General features: G+C 70.3%; 18 protein-coding genes and 1 pseudogene. 8 read left to right on the forward strand and 11 right to left on the reverse strand.

Features of this window, described 5'->3' with window-relative positions:
• Nucleotides 1-84: 84 nt before the first annotated feature.
• Nucleotides 85-2,196, reverse strand: a complete 2,112-nt coding sequence (locus ATK30_RS37710) for an elongation factor G-like protein EF-G2 (protein WP_101439503.1) — start codon at nucleotides 2,194-2,196, stop codon at nucleotides 85-87.
• Between the two features lie 443 nt (nucleotides 2,197-2,639).
• On the opposite strand from ATK30_RS37710, the gene ATK30_RS37715 reads away from it, so the two are divergent.
• Nucleotides 2,640-4,232: a M4 family metallopeptidase gene (locus ATK30_RS37715; RefSeq protein WP_101439504.1), complete on the forward strand. Its 1,593-nt coding sequence runs from the start codon at nucleotides 2,640-2,642 to the stop codon at nucleotides 4,230-4,232.
• 143 nt (nucleotides 4,233-4,375) lie between these two features.
• Here ATK30_RS37715 and ATK30_RS37720 read toward each other — a convergent pair whose 3' ends face one another.
• A complete protein-coding gene (locus ATK30_RS37720; RefSeq protein WP_101439505.1) occupies nucleotides 4,376-4,696 on the reverse strand; it encodes an AzlD domain-containing protein in 321 nt (106 codons plus the stop codon).
• Nucleotides 4,696-5,391 (reverse strand): AzlC family ABC transporter permease, encoded by a 696-nt coding sequence (locus ATK30_RS37725; RefSeq protein WP_101439506.1) that lies wholly within the window; start codon nucleotides 5,389-5,391, stop codon nucleotides 4,696-4,698. The genes ATK30_RS37720 and ATK30_RS37725 overlap by 1 nt, the downstream gene beginning before the upstream one ends.
• 70 nt (nucleotides 5,392-5,461) lie before the next feature.
• Here ATK30_RS37725 and ATK30_RS37730 point away from each other — a divergent pair, with 70 nt between their 5' ends.
• Both ATK30_RS37730 and ATK30_RS37735 read left to right on the forward strand, forming a co-directional pair.
• Nucleotides 5,462-6,025, forward strand: a complete 564-nt coding sequence (locus ATK30_RS37730) for a helix-turn-helix domain-containing protein (RefSeq protein WP_101439507.1) — start codon at nucleotides 5,462-5,464, stop codon at nucleotides 6,023-6,025.
• Nucleotides 6,026-6,137: 112 nt separating this feature from the next.
• Nucleotides 6,138-6,614: a cupin domain-containing protein gene (locus tag ATK30_RS37735; RefSeq protein WP_101439508.1), complete on the forward strand. Its 477-nt coding sequence runs from the start codon at nucleotides 6,138-6,140 to the stop codon at nucleotides 6,612-6,614.
• Between the two features lie 6 nt (nucleotides 6,615-6,620).
• Here ATK30_RS37735 and ATK30_RS37740 read toward each other — a convergent pair whose 3' ends face one another.
• The gene (locus tag ATK30_RS37740; RefSeq protein WP_101439509.1) at nucleotides 6,621-7,862 is read right to left on the reverse strand and encodes a flavin-dependent oxidoreductase; all 1,242 of its coding nucleotides are present in this window, start codon (nucleotides 7,860-7,862) and stop codon (nucleotides 6,621-6,623) included.
• Nucleotides 7,863-8,281: 419 nt separating this feature from the next.
• Between ATK30_RS37740 and ATK30_RS37745 the strand changes: the two genes are divergently transcribed.
• A complete protein-coding gene (locus tag ATK30_RS37745) occupies nucleotides 8,282-8,893 on the forward strand; it encodes a hypothetical protein (RefSeq protein ID WP_101439510.1) in 612 nt (203 codons plus the stop codon).
• Nucleotides 8,894-9,469: 576 nt separating this feature from the next.
• Here ATK30_RS37745 and ATK30_RS37750 read toward each other — a convergent pair.
• Nucleotides 9,470-9,901, reverse strand: coding sequence for an Hsp20/alpha crystallin family protein (locus tag ATK30_RS37750; RefSeq protein WP_101441279.1), 432 nt, complete (start codon nucleotides 9,899-9,901; stop codon nucleotides 9,470-9,472).
• Between the two features lie 745 nt (nucleotides 9,902-10,646).
• On the opposite strand from ATK30_RS37750, the gene ATK30_RS37760 reads away from it, so the two are divergent.
• On the forward strand, nucleotides 10,647-10,895 hold the full coding sequence (locus ATK30_RS37760; protein ID WP_376772281.1) for a MerR family transcriptional regulator: 249 nt from the start codon (nucleotides 10,647-10,649) through the stop codon (nucleotides 10,893-10,895).
• 94 nt (nucleotides 10,896-10,989) lie between these two features.
• Nucleotides 10,990-11,886: an aminoglycoside phosphotransferase family protein gene (locus ATK30_RS37765; protein WP_101439512.1), complete on the forward strand. Its 897-nt coding sequence runs from the start codon at nucleotides 10,990-10,992 to the stop codon at nucleotides 11,884-11,886.
• A 216-nt stretch (nucleotides 11,887-12,102) separates the two neighbouring features.
• Here the strand turns inward: ATK30_RS37765 and ATK30_RS37770 are convergent.
• Nucleotides 12,103-13,142 (reverse strand): annotated as a pseudogene (locus ATK30_RS37770) (LLM class F420-dependent oxidoreductase).
• 132 nt (nucleotides 13,143-13,274) lie between these two features.
• A complete protein-coding gene (locus tag ATK30_RS37775) occupies nucleotides 13,275-13,643 on the reverse strand; it encodes a hypothetical protein (protein ID WP_101439513.1) in 369 nt (122 codons plus the stop codon).
• Between the two features lie 163 nt (nucleotides 13,644-13,806).
• Between ATK30_RS37775 and ATK30_RS37780 the strand changes: the two genes are divergently transcribed.
• Together ATK30_RS37780 and ATK30_RS45840 are read left to right on the forward strand one after the other, a co-directional pair.
• Nucleotides 13,807-14,106, forward strand: coding sequence for a hypothetical protein (locus ATK30_RS37780; RefSeq protein WP_101441280.1), 300 nt, complete (start codon nucleotides 13,807-13,809; stop codon nucleotides 14,104-14,106).
• A gap of 123 nt (nucleotides 14,107-14,229) precedes the next feature.
• Nucleotides 14,230-14,403 carry a hypothetical protein gene (locus ATK30_RS45840; protein WP_183126811.1) on the forward strand — a complete coding sequence of 58 codons (174 nt, stop codon included), beginning with the start codon at nucleotides 14,230-14,232 and terminating at the stop codon, nucleotides 14,401-14,403.
• 156 nt (nucleotides 14,404-14,559) lie between these two features.
• Here ATK30_RS45840 and ATK30_RS37790 read toward each other — a convergent pair whose 3' ends face one another.
• The 4 genes from ATK30_RS37790 to ATK30_RS37805 are packed head-to-tail and all read right to left on the reverse strand — an operon-like array spanning nucleotide 14,560 to nucleotide 18,100.
• A complete protein-coding gene (locus tag ATK30_RS37790; RefSeq protein WP_101439514.1) occupies nucleotides 14,560-15,480 on the reverse strand; it encodes a VOC family protein in 921 nt (306 codons plus the stop codon).
• A gap of 18 nt (nucleotides 15,481-15,498) precedes the next feature.
• Nucleotides 15,499-16,698, reverse strand: a complete 1,200-nt coding sequence (locus ATK30_RS37795) for an acyl-CoA dehydrogenase family protein (protein WP_101439515.1) — start codon at nucleotides 16,696-16,698, stop codon at nucleotides 15,499-15,501.
• Nucleotides 16,699-16,727: 29 nt separating this feature from the next.
• Nucleotides 16,728-17,261, reverse strand: coding sequence for a flavin reductase family protein (locus tag ATK30_RS37800; protein ID WP_208637525.1), 534 nt, complete (start codon nucleotides 17,259-17,261; stop codon nucleotides 16,728-16,730).
• Complete coding sequence (locus tag ATK30_RS37805) at nucleotides 17,258-18,100, reverse strand: fumarylacetoacetate hydrolase family protein (RefSeq protein ID WP_101439516.1); 843 nt, start codon at nucleotides 18,098-18,100, stop codon at nucleotides 17,258-17,260. The genes ATK30_RS37800 and ATK30_RS37805 overlap by 4 nt, the downstream gene beginning before the upstream one ends.
• Nucleotides 18,101-18,108 lie beyond the last annotated feature (8 nt).

An 18,108-nucleotide genomic window follows, 5' to 3' on the forward strand; every position in this document is an offset into this window, starting at 1 on the left:
GAGACGGCGCGATTCGCACGGTGCCAAGCAGATCCGGTGCGGAACCCTGGGGAGGCAGACAACCGCCCGCCTCCCCGCCCCGGGTCAGGTCGGAACGACCGCCCCCTCCGGCATCGGCTCGAACCGGGCGTGCCGGCGCGTGAACGTGGCCGTCCCTGACGTCAGCGACCGCAGATCCACCGCGTACCGCAGGAGTTCCGCCGCGGGCACCTCGGCGTGCACGACCGTGTGCCCGCCCTCGCCGGATTCCGTGCCCAGCACCCGGCCGCGGCGCGACGACAGGTCGCCCAGCACGGTGCCCAGGTGTTCGTCCGGCAGGCTCACCTCGACCGTGTCCAGCGGCTCCAGCAGCGTGATCCGGCTGGCCGCCGCGGCTTCCCGCAGGGCCAGCGCGCCGGCGGTCTGGAACGCCGCGTCGGACGAGTCGACGCTGTGCGCCTTCCCGTCGGTCAGCGTCACGCGTACGTCCACCACCGGGTAGCCGTCCTGGACGCCGCGTTCGAGTTGCGCTCGCACGCCCTTCTCGACGCTCGGGATGAACTGGTGCGGCACCGCGCCGCCGACCACCTTGTCCACGAACTCGAACCCGCTGCCGCGCGGCAGCGGCTCGACCTCGATGTCGCACACCGCGAACTGCCCGTGCCCGCCGGACTGCTTCACATGCCGTCCGTGGCCGCGCGCGGGTTTCGCGAACGTGGACCGCAGGCTGATCCGCACCGGCTCGGTGCCGACGTCCGCGCCTCCCGCGCGCAGCCGCGACAGGACGACTTCCGCGTGCGCCTCGCCCATGCACCACAGCACGAGCTGCCCGGTTTCCGCGTTGCGCTCCAGGCGCAGGGTCGGATCGCCCGCCACGAGCCGGGATAGGTTGCGGGACAACGTGTCCTCGTCGCTGCGAGACTTCGCGACCACGGCGACCGGCAGCAGCGGTTCGGGCATCCGCCAGGGTTTGATCAGCAGCGGATCCTCCGGCGACGACACCGTGTCGCCGGTTTCGGCGGAACCCACTTTGGTGAGCGCGCACAGATCGCCCGCGACACAGAACGGCACCTCGCGGAGGTTCGCGCCGAGCGGAGAGTAGAGGTGGGCGACGCGTTCGTCAGCGTCGTGGTCTTCGTGGCCGCGTTCGGTGAGGCCGTGACCCGAGACGTGCACGGGGTTCTCCGGGCGCAGCGTCCCGGAAAACACCCGGACGAGCGAAACTCGTCCCACGTACGAGTCAACCGCGGTGCGCACGACCTCGGCGGCGAGCGGCCCGGCCGGATCGGCGGACAGCGCGGCGTGCTCGGTGCCGTCGGGGCTGGTCACGCCGGGCGGGGTGTGCTCCAGCGGCGAGGGGAAGGCCCGCACGATGCCGTCGAGCACCTCGGCGAGCCCGACCCCGCTGGTCGCGCAGACCGGGATGACCGGGTGGAACGACCCGCGCGCGACGGCCGTCTCGAGGTCGGCGATCAGCACGTCCTCGGCGATCTCCTCGCCGCCGAGGTAGCGGTCCATGAGGGTTTCGTCCTCGCTCTCGGCGATGATGCCCTCGATCAGCTCGTTGCGGGCGTCGGCGAACTCGTCGGAAACGGCGGGGTCCGGGTCGCTCACGCGCGGCGGATAGCCGGCGGAATAGTCGTAGCGCCGCTGGGTGACGAGCCCGACGAGGCCGTCCGGCACGGGGAGGTACAGCGGCAGCACGCCCGCGCCGAAGGCGGCTTGGCAGGCGGCGATCTCGGCGAGCGGGTCGGCGCGGTGGTGGTCGAGCCGCGACACGACGACGGCGCGCGGCATGCCGACCGACGCGCATTCCTCCCACACCGCGATGGTGGCGGCGTCCACGCCCTCTGCGGCGCAGACGACGAACAGCGCGGCGTCCGCGGCCCGCAGCCCGGCGCGCAGCTCGCCCACGAAATCGGCGTACCCCGGGGTGTCGATGAGGTTGATTTTGTGCCCGGCGTGCAGCACCGGGGCGACGGAAAGCCCGACCGAGCGCTGCTGGCGCACGGCCGCGGGGTCGTGGTCGCACACCGTGGTGCCCTCCACGACCGAACCGGCGCGCGGCACCGTGCCGGACGCGGCGAGCAAGGCCTCGGTGAGCGTGGTCTTGCCGGACCCGGACGGCCCGACGAGGACGACGTTGCGCACCTTGGCGGGGTCGTCCACAGCGACGGCGGCCCCGGGGTCGGCACTCCTGTTCTGCTTGTCGGCCATGACGGCCTCCTCAGCGACGGCGGATGGAAGAACTGTGTCTCCGATCACACACCCGCGACCCGCCGGGAGGCAAGGCGGACGGCCCGGGACCAGCCGTTCGCTTGCCGCGGGCCCGGGCGTCCCGGATCGCTCGATTCCACTGTGGACGGCACCGGCCGGACTGTCCACAAAGGATCGCACGACCCGATGCCGCCGGATTCATCCGGAAAGCCGGACTGGTGCCGGAATGGGCGTATGGCGTTTCGCGGGCGAAAAGGGGAAATCCGGAAAAGCGGGAACCGGAAATCGGAGCGCAGGCGCCGAAGTTGATAACTTAGCGACCTTCGTCGGTTGTCCAGAGTGGGAAAAAACCCGACTCTTGGCGGGGTTCGATCCCATTCCACTTCCGAATCCGGCCCCCACCCCCGGGCCTGATCCGGCCTGTCCGGAGGAGAACACCGCCGATGAAATCGCGCCGACCGCTCGTGCTGCTCGCAGCCGGGGTGCTGGCCGGGGCCGTCACCACGGCCACCGCCGCCCACGCGCAACCGCTCGAACCACAGAGCCCCCAGGCCGCCGGAGCCATGGCAGCCAATGCCGCACAGGCGCTGGTCGCTTCCCGGCCCGCCGCGCTGCACGCCAGCAAGGACGACGTTTTCCAGCAGCACAAGGTGATCTCGTCGACGAACGGGCTGAAGTACGTGCCGTACGACCGCACCTACCGGGGCCTGCCGGTCATCGGCGGCGATTTCGTCGTGGCCACCAACTCCGCCGGGCAGGTGCTCGCCACCTCGGTCGCGCAGACCGCCGCGATCAACCTGCCCAGCACGGCGCCGAAGCTGACCGCGAAGCAGGCCGAAGCGATCGCCCGCACCCAAGTGCCCACTGTGGACAGTGTGCAGCCCGCGCGGCTCGCCACATACGCGCTCAGCAGCCCGAAGCTCGCCTGGACGACCCGGGTGACCGGACGGAACGCGGAAGGGCCGAGCAAGCTGGACGTCGTCGTCGACGCGATGACCGGCAAGGTGCTGCACACGCAGGAGCACGTGGCCTACGGTGACGCGCAGGGAGTGTGGAACGGACCGGAACCGCTGCACCTCGACACTTCCCCGGACGGCGCCGGCGGCTATTCGATGACCGACCCGACCATCGCGAACCTCAGCTGCCAGGACGCCGCCACCCAGCAGACCTTCACCAAGTCCACCGACAGCTGGGGCAACGGCGACGAGACCGACAAGGAAACCGGCTGCGCGGACGCCCTCTACGGCATCCAGCAAGAGAACAAGATGCTGTCGCAATGGCTGGGCCGCAACAGCTTCGACGGCAACGGCGGCGCCTGGCCGATCCGCGTCGGGCTCAACGAGCAGAACGCCTACTACGACGGCACCCAGGTCCAGGTCGGGAACAACACCGCGGGCCAGTGGATCGGCTCGCTCGACGTGATCGGGCACGAGTTCGGCCACGGCATCGACGACCACACGCCGGGCAGCATGTCCGGCGGCGGCACCCAGGAATTCGTCGCGGACGTCTTCGGGGCCTCGTCCGAATGGTTCGCCAACGAGCCCGCGCCGTACGCGGTCCCCGACTTCCTCGTCGGCAACCAGGTGAACCTCACCGGCAGCGGCCCGATCCGCAACATGTACGACCCGTCGCAGCTTGGCCACGCGAACTGCTACGACGATTCGATCCCGGGCACCGAGGTGCACGCCGCGGCCGGCCCTGGCAACCACTGGTTCTACCTCGTCGCCGAGGGAACGAACCCGACCAACGGCCAGCCGACGAGCCCGACCTGCAACAACTCCACGGTCACCGGACTCGGCATCCAGACCGCAGTGAAGATCTTCTACAACGCGATGTTGCTCAAGACCAGCGCCAGCTCCTACCAGAGCTACCGCACCTGGACGCTGACCGCGGCGAAGAGCCTCTTCCCGAACGGCTGCACCGAGTTCAACACGGTGAAGGCGGCTTGGGACGGGGTGAGCGTTCCCGCTCAGCCGGACGAGCCGACGTGCGGCGCTATCGGCGCGACCGGTTCGCGGGCGATTGCCGCTCGATGAACCGAAACTGATTTCCCCACCGGCGGGAGGGAGAGGCCAGCATTCGTCTCTCCCTCCCGATCACGAGTGCCTTTCCAGGGCGAGAAAATGCGCCCTTCTTCGATGATGGAAAATGCCGTCCGGCACAATTTCCCCGGAAACGGTTACGGCACTCCGGCGAGCCGGAGCAACGCTGCGGTCGCCGCCGCGGCGATCACCACCGCCACGAACGGCGCCTTCCGCCACGCGAGGACCCCGCCCACCAGCACTCCGGCCGGCCGGGCGATCCCGGCGAATTCGGGGCCCTGGGTCAACGCGCTGGTCGCGACCAGCGCGGCGAGCAGCACGACCGCCGACAGCGTCATCAGCCGCTCGGCCCGCGGGGACAGCCGCACTTTCGTGCGCAGCATCGGCCCGGCCAGCCGGAACGCGAACGTCCCGGCCGCCAGCACGAGCGTCGCGATGATCAGTTCCGCGCCGTCCATCAGTGCGCTCCTTCCAGCGGCTTCGGCTCTTTCGCCGCGGCGCCGGCGACCACCCCGACCAGCGCCAGCAGCACCGGCAGACCGGCCGGGAGCAGGGGAGTGGCGGCGAGCGCGACGACCACGCCGATCAGCACCGGCAGCCGCGAGGCCCGGTCCTTCAGCGACGGCAGCACCAGCGCCAGCAGCACTGCCGGGAAGGCGGCGTCCAGGCCGAACGCGTCGGTGTCGCTGATCGCGGACCCGGCGAACGCGCCGGCCACGACCCCGAGGTTCCAGCACACGAACAGCCCGATGCCGCACGCCCAGTACGCCGCCCGCCGCCGGTCCGCGTCCCGCTGGGCCAGCGCGAACGCCACCGATTCGTCGATCATCAGGTGGCTTCCGGCGAGCCGTCCGAGCAGGCCGTGCCCGAGCGCGTCGCCGACCGCGAACCCGAACGGCACGTGCCGCGCGTTCACCAGCAGCCCGGCGGCGACCGCGGCGAGCGGATTGCCGCCCGAAGCCACGATGCCGACGAACATGAACTGGGACGCGCCGGCGAAGACCAGCAGGGACAACAACATCGGCGCCCACAGCGGGAGGCCGGAGCCCACCGTGATGGCGCCGTAGGAGACACCCACGAGGGTGTCGGCCACGCACACGAGGCCGATGTCGCGGGCGAGGCCGCGATCGAGTGTTCGCCAAATCGAACGCATAGTGTCCTATGCTGAACATGTCCGGCCCTGTTCGTCAAGGCGAACGCGAAGACTGATGGAGCGAACACATATGCCGAACGAGAGCACCGGCGCGCCGCTGGACGTCATCGCGGCGTCGCTGCGCCGCGAGCGGGCCCGCGCCGGCCTCTCCCTGACCGAGGTCGCGCGCCGCGCGGGCCTGGCGAAATCCACGTTGTCGCAGCTGGAATCGGGGTCCGGCAACCCGAGCGTGGAGACGCTGTGGGCCCTCGGTGTCGCGCTGGACGTGCCGTTTTCCCGGCTGGTCGAACCGGAGCGGCAGGAGGTGAAGGTGATCCGCGCGGGCAAAGGTCCGACAGTGTTCGCCGAACACGCCGATTACGCGTGCACGCTGCTGTCGGCGTGCCCGTCCGCGGCGCGCCGGGACATCTACCTGGTCAGCGCGGAACCGGGCACCCCGCGGCGGTCGGATCCGCACATGAGCGGCGTGGTGGAACACACCGTGCTGTGCGCGGGCCGCGCGCGGATCGGGATCATGGACGATCCGGTGGAGATGCTGCCCGGGGACTACATCTGCTACCCGGGGGACGTCCCGCACATCTTCGAGGCGCTGGAGCCGGGGACATTCGGCGTGGAGATCTCCGAATACAACTGACCTCGGTTCCGCTGGCCCGGTCGTTCCCGCGATGTCGGCGGACTGGCGGCTGTACACACGCGACCGGATAGCGCAGAGTCCCTGGCGGAGAAACCATCGGCCAGGAGGTGTGATGACCGGCGAGGAAATCGTGCTCGGTCCCCTGCCCAAGGGGATCACGCCCGCCCGCGAGGGCATGCGCGGCAAAGTGTGGAACGTGCTCGGCCACACCTATTCGATGAAGGCGGCCAGCGAGTCGAGCTTCGCCTTCGAGACCCTCGACCCGCCCGGCACCGGGGTGCCGCCGCACGTCCATCCGACCCAGGACGAGCACATCTACATCCTGGAGGGCGTGTTCACCCTCTACCTCGACGGCAAATGGGAGACCGCCGGCCCCGGCGACACCGTGCGGATGCCGAAGGGGCTCCCGCACGCCTATTACAACCGGAGCGAGGGCATGACCCGGGGCCTGTTCTGGGTGAGCCCGGCCGGAAAGCTGGCGGCGCTGTTCGACAAACTGCACAACCTGACGGACCCGGCTGAGGTGGTCCGGGTGTCGGCGCTGCACGACGTCGACTTCTTGCCGCCCGGTGCGGTGGAAGGCGCCTGAACCGGCTCAGGCGCGGTTCACCTGCTGCGGGGACGCCCCGGAAACGCGGGCGTAGCCGCTGACGATCGCCTCGAGCGCGGCCGCGTCGATGACGTCTTCGAGGCGGGCGAAGCCGTCCGGCGCGCGCCGTTCGACCTCGTCGATGACGTTCTCCGGGCCGCCCAGGCGGTTGCGCAGCACGATCTCGCTGGTGGCCGCCAGCCGGTCGGCTTCGTACGCGCGCAGCGCCTCGGCGGGGTCGGCGTGCCGCGTCAGATGCGAGGCGAGGCTGGACGCGTCGAGAATCGCCTGGCCGGCGCCGTTGGAACCCATCGGGTACATCGGATGGGCGGCGTCGCCCAGCAGCGTCACGCGCCCGTGGGACCATGCGGGCAGCGGATCCCGGTCGCACATCGGGAATTCGAAGATCTCCTCGGTGGCCTCGATCATCGCGGCGTGGTCGACCGCCGGGCACCGGAACCGCCCGACGTGCCGGGCCAGCTCCGCCCGGTCGCCGGGTTTGGCCCAGTCCTGGCGCTCCGGCGGAGGGGTGCCGGGCTGTCCGGTCCGGACGCAGACCGCCCAGTTCGTGAGCCTGGCGCCCGCCGTCCGGCCCGGCCCGATCGGGTAGACCACCAGCTTGGCCGCGGTGCCGCCGGAGACGATCATCGAAGCGCCGCCGCCGAATTCCGGCCAGTCGGTGGCGCCGCGCCACATCAGGACCCCGTTCCAGCGCGGCGGGCCCTCCTCGGGGAACAGCAGGGACCGCGCGGCCGAGTGGATTCCGTCGGCCGCCACCAGGACGTCCCCGGCCACGGTGACCGTCTCGCCGCTGTCCCGCTCGACGAACCGCACCCGGACGCCGCGGGGGTCCTGATCGAACCCGGTCAGCCGGTGCCCGGTCCGCACCGCGTCGGGACCCAGCCGGGTTTCGACGGCTTGCAGCAGCATGTTCTGCAGCCTGCCGCGGTGCAGGCAGTACTGGGGGAGGGTGAATCCGGCGTCCAGCCCGCACGGCTTGCGCAGGATCACCTGCCCGAGCCGGTGGGTGTAGAACAGCTCGCGGGTGCGGATCCCGATCTCGTCCAGCCGGTCGAGCAGCCCGAGCGCGGCGAGTTCCTTGACCGCGTGCGGCAACGCGTTGATCCCGACGCCGAGCTCGCCGATCCGGCTGCTCTGTTCGTACACCGCGCATTCGATGCCTTCGCGATGCAGCCGCAGGGCCGTGGTCAGCCCGCCGATGCCCGCTCCGACGATGACGACCTTCACCGCGACCTCCCGTCCTCGACTGCCCAGCGTGGCGGAGACGGGACGGGAGCGCTACCGCCGACCGGAGGCGGCCAGCGGACCCACGTTCAGGTGTGTGTCGGCCATGGCGAGCGGATGGCTTCCGTCTGGTGTGGACAGCTTTCGTCCGTGAAGGACACTCGGGGCCGTTTCCGCTGTAATCGTCGACGGCTTGTGCAGGGTGGTTTCGGTCATGCGCTGGCATCAGAAGCAAGCGGCCGATTGGTGACGAGATGGTCTCGGTGTTCGAGTTGCGAGGTTGGTGCCGTAACGGTCGATTAGGTCGAAACGACATGGCTGTTGCGATCAAGAAGAACCCGCGGCAAGTGTGGCCTGCCTGGCTGGCGCACGGTGCATTCGGTGAGATCGCATCGTGATGCTGATTGATCAGGAGTTGCTTGATGCGAACGAGTTCGCCGTTGTTGCTCTGCGCGGTGACGACTGTAGCGGTGCTTTCCGCTGGCTGCGCTGGAAACGGTGATGCCGCTGCGACGAGTGCGCCGACGACGGTCACGGTGACCGTCACCGCGGAGGCGTCGTCCTCTGCGCCGCCGACGTCCGAGGCGGCACAGGCCGCAGGATCGACGGGCCCGCGTGGCAACCCGGTGAAGAAGGTGGGCGAGGTCGTGCGATTCTCGCGGTCTTCGGCTGCTGCGCCGACGGATCCGTCGTTCGCGGTCACCAAGATCGCGAAGCAACGGTCGAAGTACGGCTCCGAACAGGCCATGGTCGTGATGCTGCATGTGGAGACCGGCACCGACTCCGAGCTCAACAACGACTTGAGCCTGGCGTTGGGCCCGGTCGTCTATGTGACCGATCCGGACAGCGGCGAGAGCAAGTCGCCGCACGGAGCTATGCAATTGGGAGAAATGCCAGGGACGTTCGGCCGGGACAAGAAGTACGACTTCGGATTCGAATACAAGCTGGCAGACGTGTACGACCACGGATGGCTGACGGTCAACAGCAACGGGGGTCCGGGCGCGGGGATCGACATCCAGTACGACCTCCGTTGAGAATTGCCGCCCAGCGCAGAAACGGTCGTCGGATATTGGGTCGTCGATAGCGGGATTTATGCCGACGACGGCAGTGCGAAGTGCCCAGGATGGTTGACTGGCAGCGTCATGCGCGAAGGGTGGCTGGAAAGGTATTGCTGCTCCTGCGCTTTGTCCCGGATGGCGGCGCGACAGCTGCTGGCCCGAGGCCGAACCGGCCCGGCAGGCTGGCCCCCGTCCGAGCGGGTTCCGAGGATTTCTTTGGCCAGCGGGACCGCCGGCGTCCGGTTCTCCGCATGAAACTTCGTGAGCAGATTGCCGAGATGACCGTCGCTGCGCGTTCGGCCAGCCCCAGCTCGGCGGCGATGTCGCGATTGGACAGTCCTGGGTCGAGCAGTAGCAACACGTCGCGTTCCAGCGCGGCGACTCCGTGGCCGCGCGACCGGGCGTGATCAGCAGTATGGGTTCGTGGGAGCCGGTGCGGTGGGCGATCTTGTGGCCCGCGCGGCACACCGGAGATCCGGATGAGCCGCCAGCCCTGCCCCGCCTTCCCGGCGGTTCGAGGCCCCGCCCGCCGGGGGCGGGGCCAGCATTCGGTCAGGCGCGGATCTGCTTGGCTTCGCCGCTGCTGCCGATCGCGATCTTGCGCGGCTTGGCCTGTTCGGCGATCGGCACCCGCAGGGTGAGCACACCCGCGTCGTAGTCGGCTTTGATGCTGTCGGTGTCGAGGGTGTCGCCCAGGAACAGCTGCCGGGAGAACACCCCGCGCGGACGCTCGGAGACCTGGACCTCCGCGTCCTCGCCGTACTCGGGCCTGCGCTCGGCCTTCACGGTCAGCACGTTGCGCTCGACGTCCAGGTCGATCGACTCCGGCGCGACGCCGGGCAGGTCGAACTGCACCACGTAGTCGTTGCCGGACCGGTAGGCGTCCATCGGCATCAATGCCGGACGGGTCGCCGTGCCGTTGCCGCCGAAGAACTGCTGGGTCAGCCGATCGAGCTCCCGGAACGGGTCAGTTCGCATCAACATGACCATGCGCCTCCCTTTCTCCTTCCCTGATGCCCGCCGGCGGAGGCGGGCGCTCGCTGTTCTCCACTGTGCTAACGACTCGCTCGGTATTTCTGTTCCCGCGACTGTAGGTTTTCTGGACTTGGGACTGGTGGATTGGTAGTTGTCGCGGAGATCCGGCCCCGCCGGGCACTGCGGGCGGGGCCGGAACCAGTTCGGGTGAGAAGCAACCGTGCTGATCTCTGTGCGAGTCGGCGCCGTCGGGCGAGTGGGGGTGGCCGCGGGATCACGTCACGAGACGCGATGCCGGGGCTGCGCGAGCCTCCTCGGCCGGGCGTCGTGGCAGGCCTCCCCGTTTCGGGCCGGTGCGCCGTTTTATCACCTCCCCAGCGATATCACGGCTGTCGTGTTGTCGCTCGGCAACGGAGGGGAACGCTCCCGGTGTCGCGGCGGCCAGGTCCGCCACACGCTCGTCCCGACTCGCCGCTCGGCTGGCTGTCCTGTGCGCTGCGGGCGGGAGTCGTCGGCGTGTTGCGGCGGGAGTGCCGGAGCGGCGCCGAAGCCCGTGGTCACGATCACCTCGAACTCGGCACACAGCCAGGCGGAATCGGCGCAGATCAACTCCGCGAACTCGCAGGCGGCCGCGTCGTGGCGGCTGGCGGTGTCCGGCATCGTCGATCACTCCCCGGCTACGTCTCTCTCGGCACCCAGGTCAGTTATCGCGTCTAGAAATTTCTATAGCGCGGACTGTAGATTGTGTCAAGCAGTGAGTCGAGATAATCTTGAGCTGCGCAGCCTGGACTCCGCGGCCGTGGTGCGGCCCGAACGATCCGGCGGCGGGCACCGCCGCTACTCCCGCCGCCAGCTGACCCAGGTGGTGCGGCTGCGCGAACAACTGGACGAGGGCCACTCCCTCGCGTCGGCCGCCCGGATCGTCGACCTCGAGGACGAACTCGCCGACGCCCACGACACCATCAGCGGCCTCCGCGCGCGGCTCGACGAACGCGACCGCTGACGAGGCCACGCTCGGCATTCGCTTGTGCCGCAGCACAAATGCGGGCCACGACGGGTGCGAACCGCGTTCCGCCGCCTCGGTACTGTCGCTTCCCATGACCGGCGCCGAGATCGTGATCACCGCGGACCTGGTCCGCGATCTGCTCCGGGAGCAGCATCCAGACCTCGCCGGGCTGGCGATCAGCGAGGTGCCGGGCGGCTGGGGCAACCAGATGTGGCGGCTCGGGGACGAGCTGGCCGTGCGCATGCAGCGCAGGGATCCGACCCCGCAGCTGCAGTTCAAGGAACGGCGGTGGCTGCCGGTGCTCGCCCCGCGCCTGCCGCTCCCAGTGCCGACGCCGGTGCGGTCCGGCGAACCGTCCGAGCGTTTTCCCCGGCACTGGACCGTGATGACCTGGGTTCCGGGCGAACCGCTCGACCACGGCACGATCAGCCGCGGCGCCCACGCGGCCGACGCTCTCGCGGACTTCCTCCGGGCACTCCACACGGAGGCTCCCGCCGACGCACCGATCGCCACGGATCGCGGTGCCCATCCCAAGGACTGCACGGACGGCTTCGATCACTTCCTCGAGGCGGTTGCCCTCAACGACCTGGCGGCCGACGTCCGGGCCGTCTGGGACGACGCCGTCGCGGCCCGCGCGTGGCAGGGTCCTCCGGTGTGGGTGCATGGCGACCTCCATCCCGCGAATGTCGTTGTCTCGGACGGAACGCTCTCGGGAATCGTGGACTTCGGCGATCTGTTCGCGGGAGATCCGGCGTGGGACCTCGCCGCCGCCTGGGTGTTGCTGCCCGCGGGCATGGCGGCACGGTTCTTCGCGAGGTACGCGCGGGCGGACGAGCCGGCGATCCGGCGTGCCCGCGGGCTGGCCGCGATGAAGAGCCTCTTCCTGATCCTCATGGGACAGAACGGGGACCGCAGCCTGCCCGGCGGCAAACCGCACTGGGGACCTGCCGGCCGGGCGGCGCTGGGCCGGGTGCTGAAGGGTCTGTGACCGGTCAGCCCGGCCACAGCAGACGACGCGCGGCTTGCGCGTAGAAGTCGCGCAGGATGGCGTGCTGCTCGGCCACCGTTCATCGTCTGGGGTCAGTTTCCGTGCCTGTTTCAGGGTGCCCGGCCACCCACTCAGATCGCGGAGGCAGGCGCTGCGCTCGTGCTGTGTCCACTGTGGAACGACCGAAGCCCCGAAACCGACCACGCTGCGCGATGCTCAGTCGCCCACACCGGACGCTTCGAGAGCTTCGGCCGCGACGCGCAGGGCGGCCTTGCTGGCTTCGGGATCCGGGTGCGTGGGCGAGAGCGCGAGAGTGGTGACCCGGCTTCGGCGAGGGCGCGCATCCGTTCGGCGATCCGTTCCTTCGGGCCGAGAAGCGAGGTCGCGTCCAGGAAGTCCGCGGGGATCGCGGCCATGGCGCCGTCGTAGTCCATGGTCAGGTACCGGTCCCGGACCTCTTCGGCGGCGGCCTCGTAGCCCATCCGGGCGACGAGGTCGCGGTAGAAGTTCTTCTTGCGGCTGCCCGCTCCGCCGATGAACCCGGCGACGTAGGGGCGGGCGTAGTCGGCCGCGGACCGCCAGTCGTCGCCGACGGCGAGCGGGACTGTCGTCACCACGTCGAATCCGTCGAGGGTGGCGCCGATTTTCGCGCGGCCGGCGCGGATCCGGTCGAGGGATTCGCCGCCGTGTTCGGGGGAGAAGAACAGGCCGAGCCAGCCGTCCGCGATTTCGCCGGTGAGTTCGAGGTTGTTCGGACCGAGGGAGGCGAGGTAGAGCGGGATGTGCTCGCGGACGGGCGGCACGGCGAGCGGCAGCGCCTTGCCGGGCCCGCCGGGGAGGGGGAGCTGGAAGTGCGTGCCGCGGTGCCGGACCCGTTCGTAACGCAGCGCTTTGCCGATGATGTCGACGTACTCGCGGGTGCGCTGCACGGGTTTTCCGAACGGGACGCCGTACCAGCCCTCGGACACCTGTGGTCCGGAAACGCCCAGTCCGAGCCGGAATCTGCCGTCGGAGAGGTTGTCGAGGGTCGCCGCCGTCATCGTCGGGCGGCGGGCCGGGATCTGCAGGATCGCGCTGCCGAGGTCGATGCGCTCGGTGCGAGCGGCGAGCCAGCCCAGGACCGTCGCGGCGTCCGACCCGTAGGCCTCGGCCACCCACACGACCGAAAACCCGAGCCGGTCGGCCTCGCGAGCCAGTTCGAGGTTCGTCGAATCGTTGCCGGTGCCCCAATATCCGATGTTGAGTCCGATTTTCATGCGGCCGACGTTACCGCTGGTAATTGACCGGATACCGGTGGTTCCGGCGTTCAGGGGGTGCGATAGGGGTGCCTTTTGTCCACTGTGGAGGTAAGCCCGCACGACCGGCGATGGAGTGCCGCCGGAATCGGGTCAGTAGAGGTAAATGTCGACCAGCAGTGCGCCCAGGGCGCCGACAGTGGCCACGAGTGCGAGACGGCGGCCGGGTGCGGCGCGGAGCGGGCCGAAGCCGAGGAGGAGGGTGAGGGCGGCGAGGGCGAAGACGCCGGATCCCGTGTCTTGCCAGCTGATCGGGAAGAACGGGATCGGGGCGTCGGTGAAGAACTGGCTGGCGTTGGTGGCGCGCAGGACGGCGTTCCAGGCGACCGGCCCGAGGATCGCGCCGGCGGCGACGGCGGCGAGCGTGCCGGGTCGGCGTTCGCGTGCCGCGGCGAGCACCAGCACCACGGACAGGACGGCGGACAGCGCGGCCCCGTAGGCGATTTCTCCCCAAGACAGCATCGACGATGGGTCCTTTCCAGGTGGCGGAGCAGGACGTCCGGGCGGTGCCGGGTGCCGGGGCCGGGTCGAGGCCATTGTGGAGGTCGCGGCCGGGGCTGGCCAGTCACGGACGTGGGATGCTGAGGTGCGGCGCATCCTCGGTCGTCGTGTGGAGGTGGTCCCGATGTCGGTGCAGCCTGAGCGGGAGCGGGTCTCGGAGGCAGGGTGCTGGTGTTGCGGCGGCACGTTCCCGGAGGCGGAGCTGGTCCGGTTGGGGAATCATCCGGAGGTCGGGGTGTGCCTGCGGTGCGCACGGTGGCTGCGGCGCCGCGCCGTTCAGCGCTTCGACGAGCGGCATCCCTCGCCGGCGGCGCGGGTGCGTGGCGCGGTCCAGGGCGTGCGGGCCGCGGTGATCCGCAAAGGCTGGCACCGGCGCGGCGCGCTGGGCGCCGTGCTGCGCTGGATCGACCGTCACCTTCCCTAGGGATGCGACACCGGATGGGACCTTCGCTTCGCCTGAAGGGCAGGACTGTCGTGGTGCGTCGACCGGGGTGTTGGGTGCGCGTACAACGTTCGGCGGTTCGGGAGGGCGCGGGGTGACGAAACCGTGCCGACGGTGGTCGTCGGCGGTCAGGGCCTGGTGAATCCGAGCGTGCGCCAGGTGCAGGCGGCGATGCGGGAGGCGATGCCGGACGTGCCGCTCGCGTCCGATGCCGCGCGCCGCCCGTCGCCGGGTTTGCTGGGGTCGCTGCGGGAGAAAGTGCGCAACCTCGGGCGCTAGGACCATCGGGCAGCGCCTGGCCGAGGACGCGAGCGCACGTGCCGCAAACCTCGAAATGGTCCCAGACCTTCGCCCGGAACCCTTCGAGGTCGGCGACCGGCCAGCGCTACAGCTCCTCGCAGGAACCGAATCCGCGGCCGAAGACGTCCGGTTCGGTCATGCGCCGTCGTGGGCGTCGGTCATCAGCTCGGCCAGGTCTTGCGGTGCGAGGAACGACGGCGGGGGCGGCGGCCCCCACGCGTAGAGGCTTTTTTCGCCGGCGATGACGCGGGGTTCCCAGAGCTGGTCCTCGAGGATGCAGTCGATGTCGGAGTAGTACTCGGAGAAGTTGCCCGCGGGGTCGCGCAGATACCAGAAGAAGTTCGAGCCGATGTAGTGCCTGCCCAGGCCCCAGGTGTGCCGTTCCGGGTGGCCTTCGAGCATCGCGGTGGCGCCGCGGCCGACCTCGTCGACGTCGTCGACCTCCCAGGATGTGTGGTGCAGGAAGCTCACCGGCGCCTGCTGCACGAGCACGTTGTGGTGGTCGGTGGAACAGCGCATGAAGGAAGCCAGGCCGGGGGCTTCGTCGCTGACCTTGAACCCGAGGCCCTCGGTGAAGAACCGCTGTGTCGCGGCCTGATCGGTCGAGCCGAACACGACGTGCCCGAGCTTGCGCGGCCGCACCGGTTGTTCCCGGTCGATGCCGGGCGCGCGGAGGTTGGCCCGCTGGACGGAGCCGGGCTGGTTGTAGACCGCGGTTTCCGGCGGGTCCTGTGTCAGGCGGGGCGCGACGGACACGACGACGTCGAGGCCGGTCACCGGATCCTTCGTGTACAGCGCGTCGCCCTCGATGCGGCTCTCGACGCCGAGGCGGGCCAGCGAGGCGGTGATGCGGCCGAGATCGTCGGGATCGTCCGCGCCGATGCCGAGGGTGAGCAGGCGGCGGTGCGGGGTCTGCCGCAGTTCGAGCTGCTCGCCGCCGTCGGCGGTGGCGAAGCCGGACGCGGTCGGGGTGAGGCCGAACTCGGTGTAGTACTTGGCGGTTTCGTCGACGTCCGGGACGCCGATGGCGATCTTGGTCAGGCGGTGCAGGCTCATGATCGGGTTCCTCCGAGGTCAGATGAGCGGGGTGATCTGGTCGTCGCGCCCGAGCAGCGCCTTGCCGTAGACCTCGTAGTTGACCGCGGGAAGCACGATCGCGTGCCGGGCGGCGACCGCGGAGTCGCGCCAGATCCGCTGCAGCGGGTTGACCTCGGCGAAGCTGCCCGCGCCGTGCGCGGAGAGCAGGAGGTCGATCGCGCGGGTGATGTTGTCGACGGCCCAGCCGGTGTCGGCGCGCACGCGGGCGCGCTCCTGAACGTCCGGGTAGTTTCCGTTGGCCGCAGCGGAGTCGATGTCGTCGGCGGCACGGTAGACGTGCAGGTGGGCGGAGTCGATCCGCATCGCCGCCTCGGCCAGCTGGAGCTGGAAGGCGACGGAATCGGACTGGGCCGCGTAAGTCGTGTAGGAGATCGGCTTGCGGGCGGCCTTCTCCTTGACCAGCTGCAGGGCCTTGCGGCCGAGGCCGAGCTGCGGGCCGGCCAGCACCAGCGTGAGCACGGGCACGAGCGCGGCCCGGAAGAGATCCTCCTCGGGGTGCTCGACGGCGTACTGGCCGCCGATCGCCGGCGGCACGGACATCACCCGGTGCTCCGGCACGAAGACGTCGTCGGCGATCAGGCAGTTGGACCCGGACGAGCGCATCCCGGCGACGAACCAGGTGTCTTCGAACCCGAGGTCGGTGCGGGGAACGAGCGCCATCCCCTGGTCGACGACCTCCCCGGACTCGTCGGTCAGGGGGATGCCGAGCCCGGCCCAGTCGGCGTGCCAGGAGCCGGAGTTGTAGTACCAGCGGCCGGTGACCCGGTAGCCGCCGTCCACTTTGGACGTTTCGGCCGTGGTGGCGAGGACGCCGGACACCTTCGCGTCCGGGTTGTCGCCCCAGACGTCGTCCTGGGCCTGGCGGCTGAACAGCCCGGCGAGCCACGCGCAGACGTTGCTCAGCGCGACGACCCAGGCGGTGCCGCCGTCAGCCTCGGCGACGGCCGCGGAGACGTCGAGCATCGCGCGGACCGGGAGTCCGTAGCCGCCGTAACGGCGGGGCTGTGCGATCTTGAACGCGCCGGCGCCGGTCAGCGCGGCGATGCTTTCTTCGACGACGCGCCGGTCGGCTTCGCCCTGGGCGGCGTTGCGTTCCAGCAGCGGCTGGATCTCGGCGATGCGGGCCAGGACGTGCTCGACCGTGGTGTCGGCGGGGTGTGCGGTGGCGAGGGTCATGACGGCGTTGTCCTACCTTCTGTGTCGGGTCAGCGGGCGCAGGCGGCGATCTGGTCGGTGATGGGCGGGCGGGGCCGGTCGGCGAACCGGGAGTGGGTGCCGAAGGTGCGGTGTGCGTAGACCAGGGGCGGCAGTTCGGTGCGGCCGAGTGCGGTGACCAGCCCGAAGATCAGGAGGTGGTCGCCGGCTTCGACGGTCCGTTCCAGGTCGCAGGCCACCCAGCCGGCGGCGTCGCGCAACCGGGGCAGCCCGTCGTCGGCGAACCACGCGGTGTCGCCGCCGAACCGGTCGGCGCCCCGGGTGGCGAACCGCAGGGCCAGGTCGTCCTGGCCGTGGCCGAGCAGGTTGACGCCGAACCGGCCGGCCGCCTGGATTTCGGCGAGCAGCGCCGAACGCCGGTCGAAGGCGACGCTGACCAGCGGCGGATCCAGCGACAGCGAGGTGAAGGAGCTGACCGTCGCGCCGCGCGGGTCGCCCGCCGCGCTGGTCGTGGTGACGATCGTGACCGGCGCGCAGACCGCGGCCATCACCGCGCGGAACCGGTGTCCGTCGACGGCGGTCATGACGGCTCCGTGAACCGGTGGTGCATCGTGCCGATGCCTTCGACGGCACTGACCAGCTCGTCGCCCGCGGCGAGGAACCGCTGCGGGGTGCGGGCCATGCCGACCCCGGCGGGGGTGCCGGTGAAGATCAGGTCGCCGGGCAGCAGCGGCAGGATCGCCGACAGCCGCGCGACGAGTTCGGGCACGGAGAAGACCAGCTCGCTGGTCCGGCTCTTCTGCACCGATTCGCCGTTGACCTCGCAGCTCAGCGCGAGGTTGTCGGGGTCGGCGAACTCGTCCGGAGTAACCAGCCACGGACCGGTCGGCCCGAAGCCGGGCGCGGACTTGCCGAGGCTGAACTGCGGAGCGGGCCCGGCCAGCTGCAGCGTCCGGTCGGAGAGGTCCTGCCCGACGGTCAGGCCGGCGACGTGGTCCCAGCCGTGTTCGACGGGAACCCGGTGGGCGGCCCTGCCGATCACGGCGACGAGTTCGACCTCCCAGTCCACGGTGGGACCGGTGAGCGCGATTTCGCCGGACGGCCCGGTGAGGCAACTGGGGAACTTGGTGAACACCGTGGGCGAGTCCGGCAGGTCGAGCCCGGCTTCGGCGGCGTGGTCCCGGTAGTTGAGCCCGACCCCGAAGACCTGATTGGGAGCGGGAGAAGGGGCCTGCAGGGCGGCTTCGTCGAAGGCTTCGGCTTCGGCAGCCGCGAGATCGGCTGCCCAGGTCGTGAACTCTTCCCAGCGGGCATACACCGCATGGGGGTCGGCGGGGAAGCGCTGCCCGCTGGCGCGCTCGACGTCGACGGCGCCGTCGTCGGTGAGGAGGACGAGCCGTCCGGCGAGATTGGCGATCCGCATCGAGATGC

Origin of the sequence: Amycolatopsis echigonensis (assembly GCF_002846615.1) — a bacterium.
Lineage (GTDB): Bacteria > Actinomycetota > Actinomycetes > Mycobacteriales > Pseudonocardiaceae > Amycolatopsis > Amycolatopsis echigonensis.

Coding starts and splice junctions, on each gene's coding strand:
- ATK30_RS37710 (WP_101439503.1), bottom strand. CDS start 2,196: ATGGCCGACAAGCAGAACAGGAGTGCCGACCCCGGGGCCGCCGTCGCT.
- ATK30_RS37715 (WP_101439504.1), top strand. CDS start 2,640: ATGAAATCGCGCCGACCGCTCGTGCTGCTCGCAGCCGGGGTGCTGGCC.
- ATK30_RS37720 (WP_101439505.1), bottom strand. CDS start 4,696: ATGGACGGCGCGGAACTGATCATCGCGACGCTCGTGCTGGCGGCCGGG.
- ATK30_RS37725 (WP_101439506.1), bottom strand. CDS start 5,391: ATGCGTTCGATTTGGCGAACACTCGATCGCGGCCTCGCCCGCGACATC.
- ATK30_RS37730 (WP_101439507.1), top strand. CDS start 5,462: ATGCCGAACGAGAGCACCGGCGCGCCGCTGGACGTCATCGCGGCGTCG.
- ATK30_RS37735 (WP_101439508.1), top strand. CDS start 6,138: ATGACCGGCGAGGAAATCGTGCTCGGTCCCCTGCCCAAGGGGATCACG.
- ATK30_RS37745 (WP_101439510.1), top strand. CDS start 8,282: ATGCGAACGAGTTCGCCGTTGTTGCTCTGCGCGGTGACGACTGTAGCG.
- ATK30_RS37750 (WP_101441279.1), bottom strand. CDS start 9,901: ATGTTGATGCGAACTGACCCGTTCCGGGAGCTCGATCGGCTGACCCAG.
- ATK30_RS37765 (WP_101439512.1), top strand. CDS start 10,990: ATGACCGGCGCCGAGATCGTGATCACCGCGGACCTGGTCCGCGATCTG.
- ATK30_RS37775 (WP_101439513.1), bottom strand. CDS start 13,643: ATGCTGTCTTGGGGAGAAATCGCCTACGGGGCCGCGCTGTCCGCCGTC.
- ATK30_RS37780 (WP_101441280.1), top strand. CDS start 13,807: ATGTCGGTGCAGCCTGAGCGGGAGCGGGTCTCGGAGGCAGGGTGCTGG.
- ATK30_RS37790 (WP_101439514.1), bottom strand. CDS start 15,480: ATGAGCCTGCACCGCCTGACCAAGATCGCCATCGGCGTCCCGGACGTC.
- ATK30_RS37795 (WP_101439515.1), bottom strand. CDS start 16,698: ATGACCCTCGCCACCGCACACCCCGCCGACACCACGGTCGAGCACGTC.
- ATK30_RS37800 (WP_208637525.1), bottom strand. CDS start 17,261: ATGACCGCCGTCGACGGACACCGGTTCCGCGCGGTGATGGCCGCGGTC.
- ATK30_RS37805 (WP_101439516.1), bottom strand. CDS start 18,100: ATGCGGATCGCCAATCTCGCCGGACGGCTCGTCCTCCTCACCGACGAC.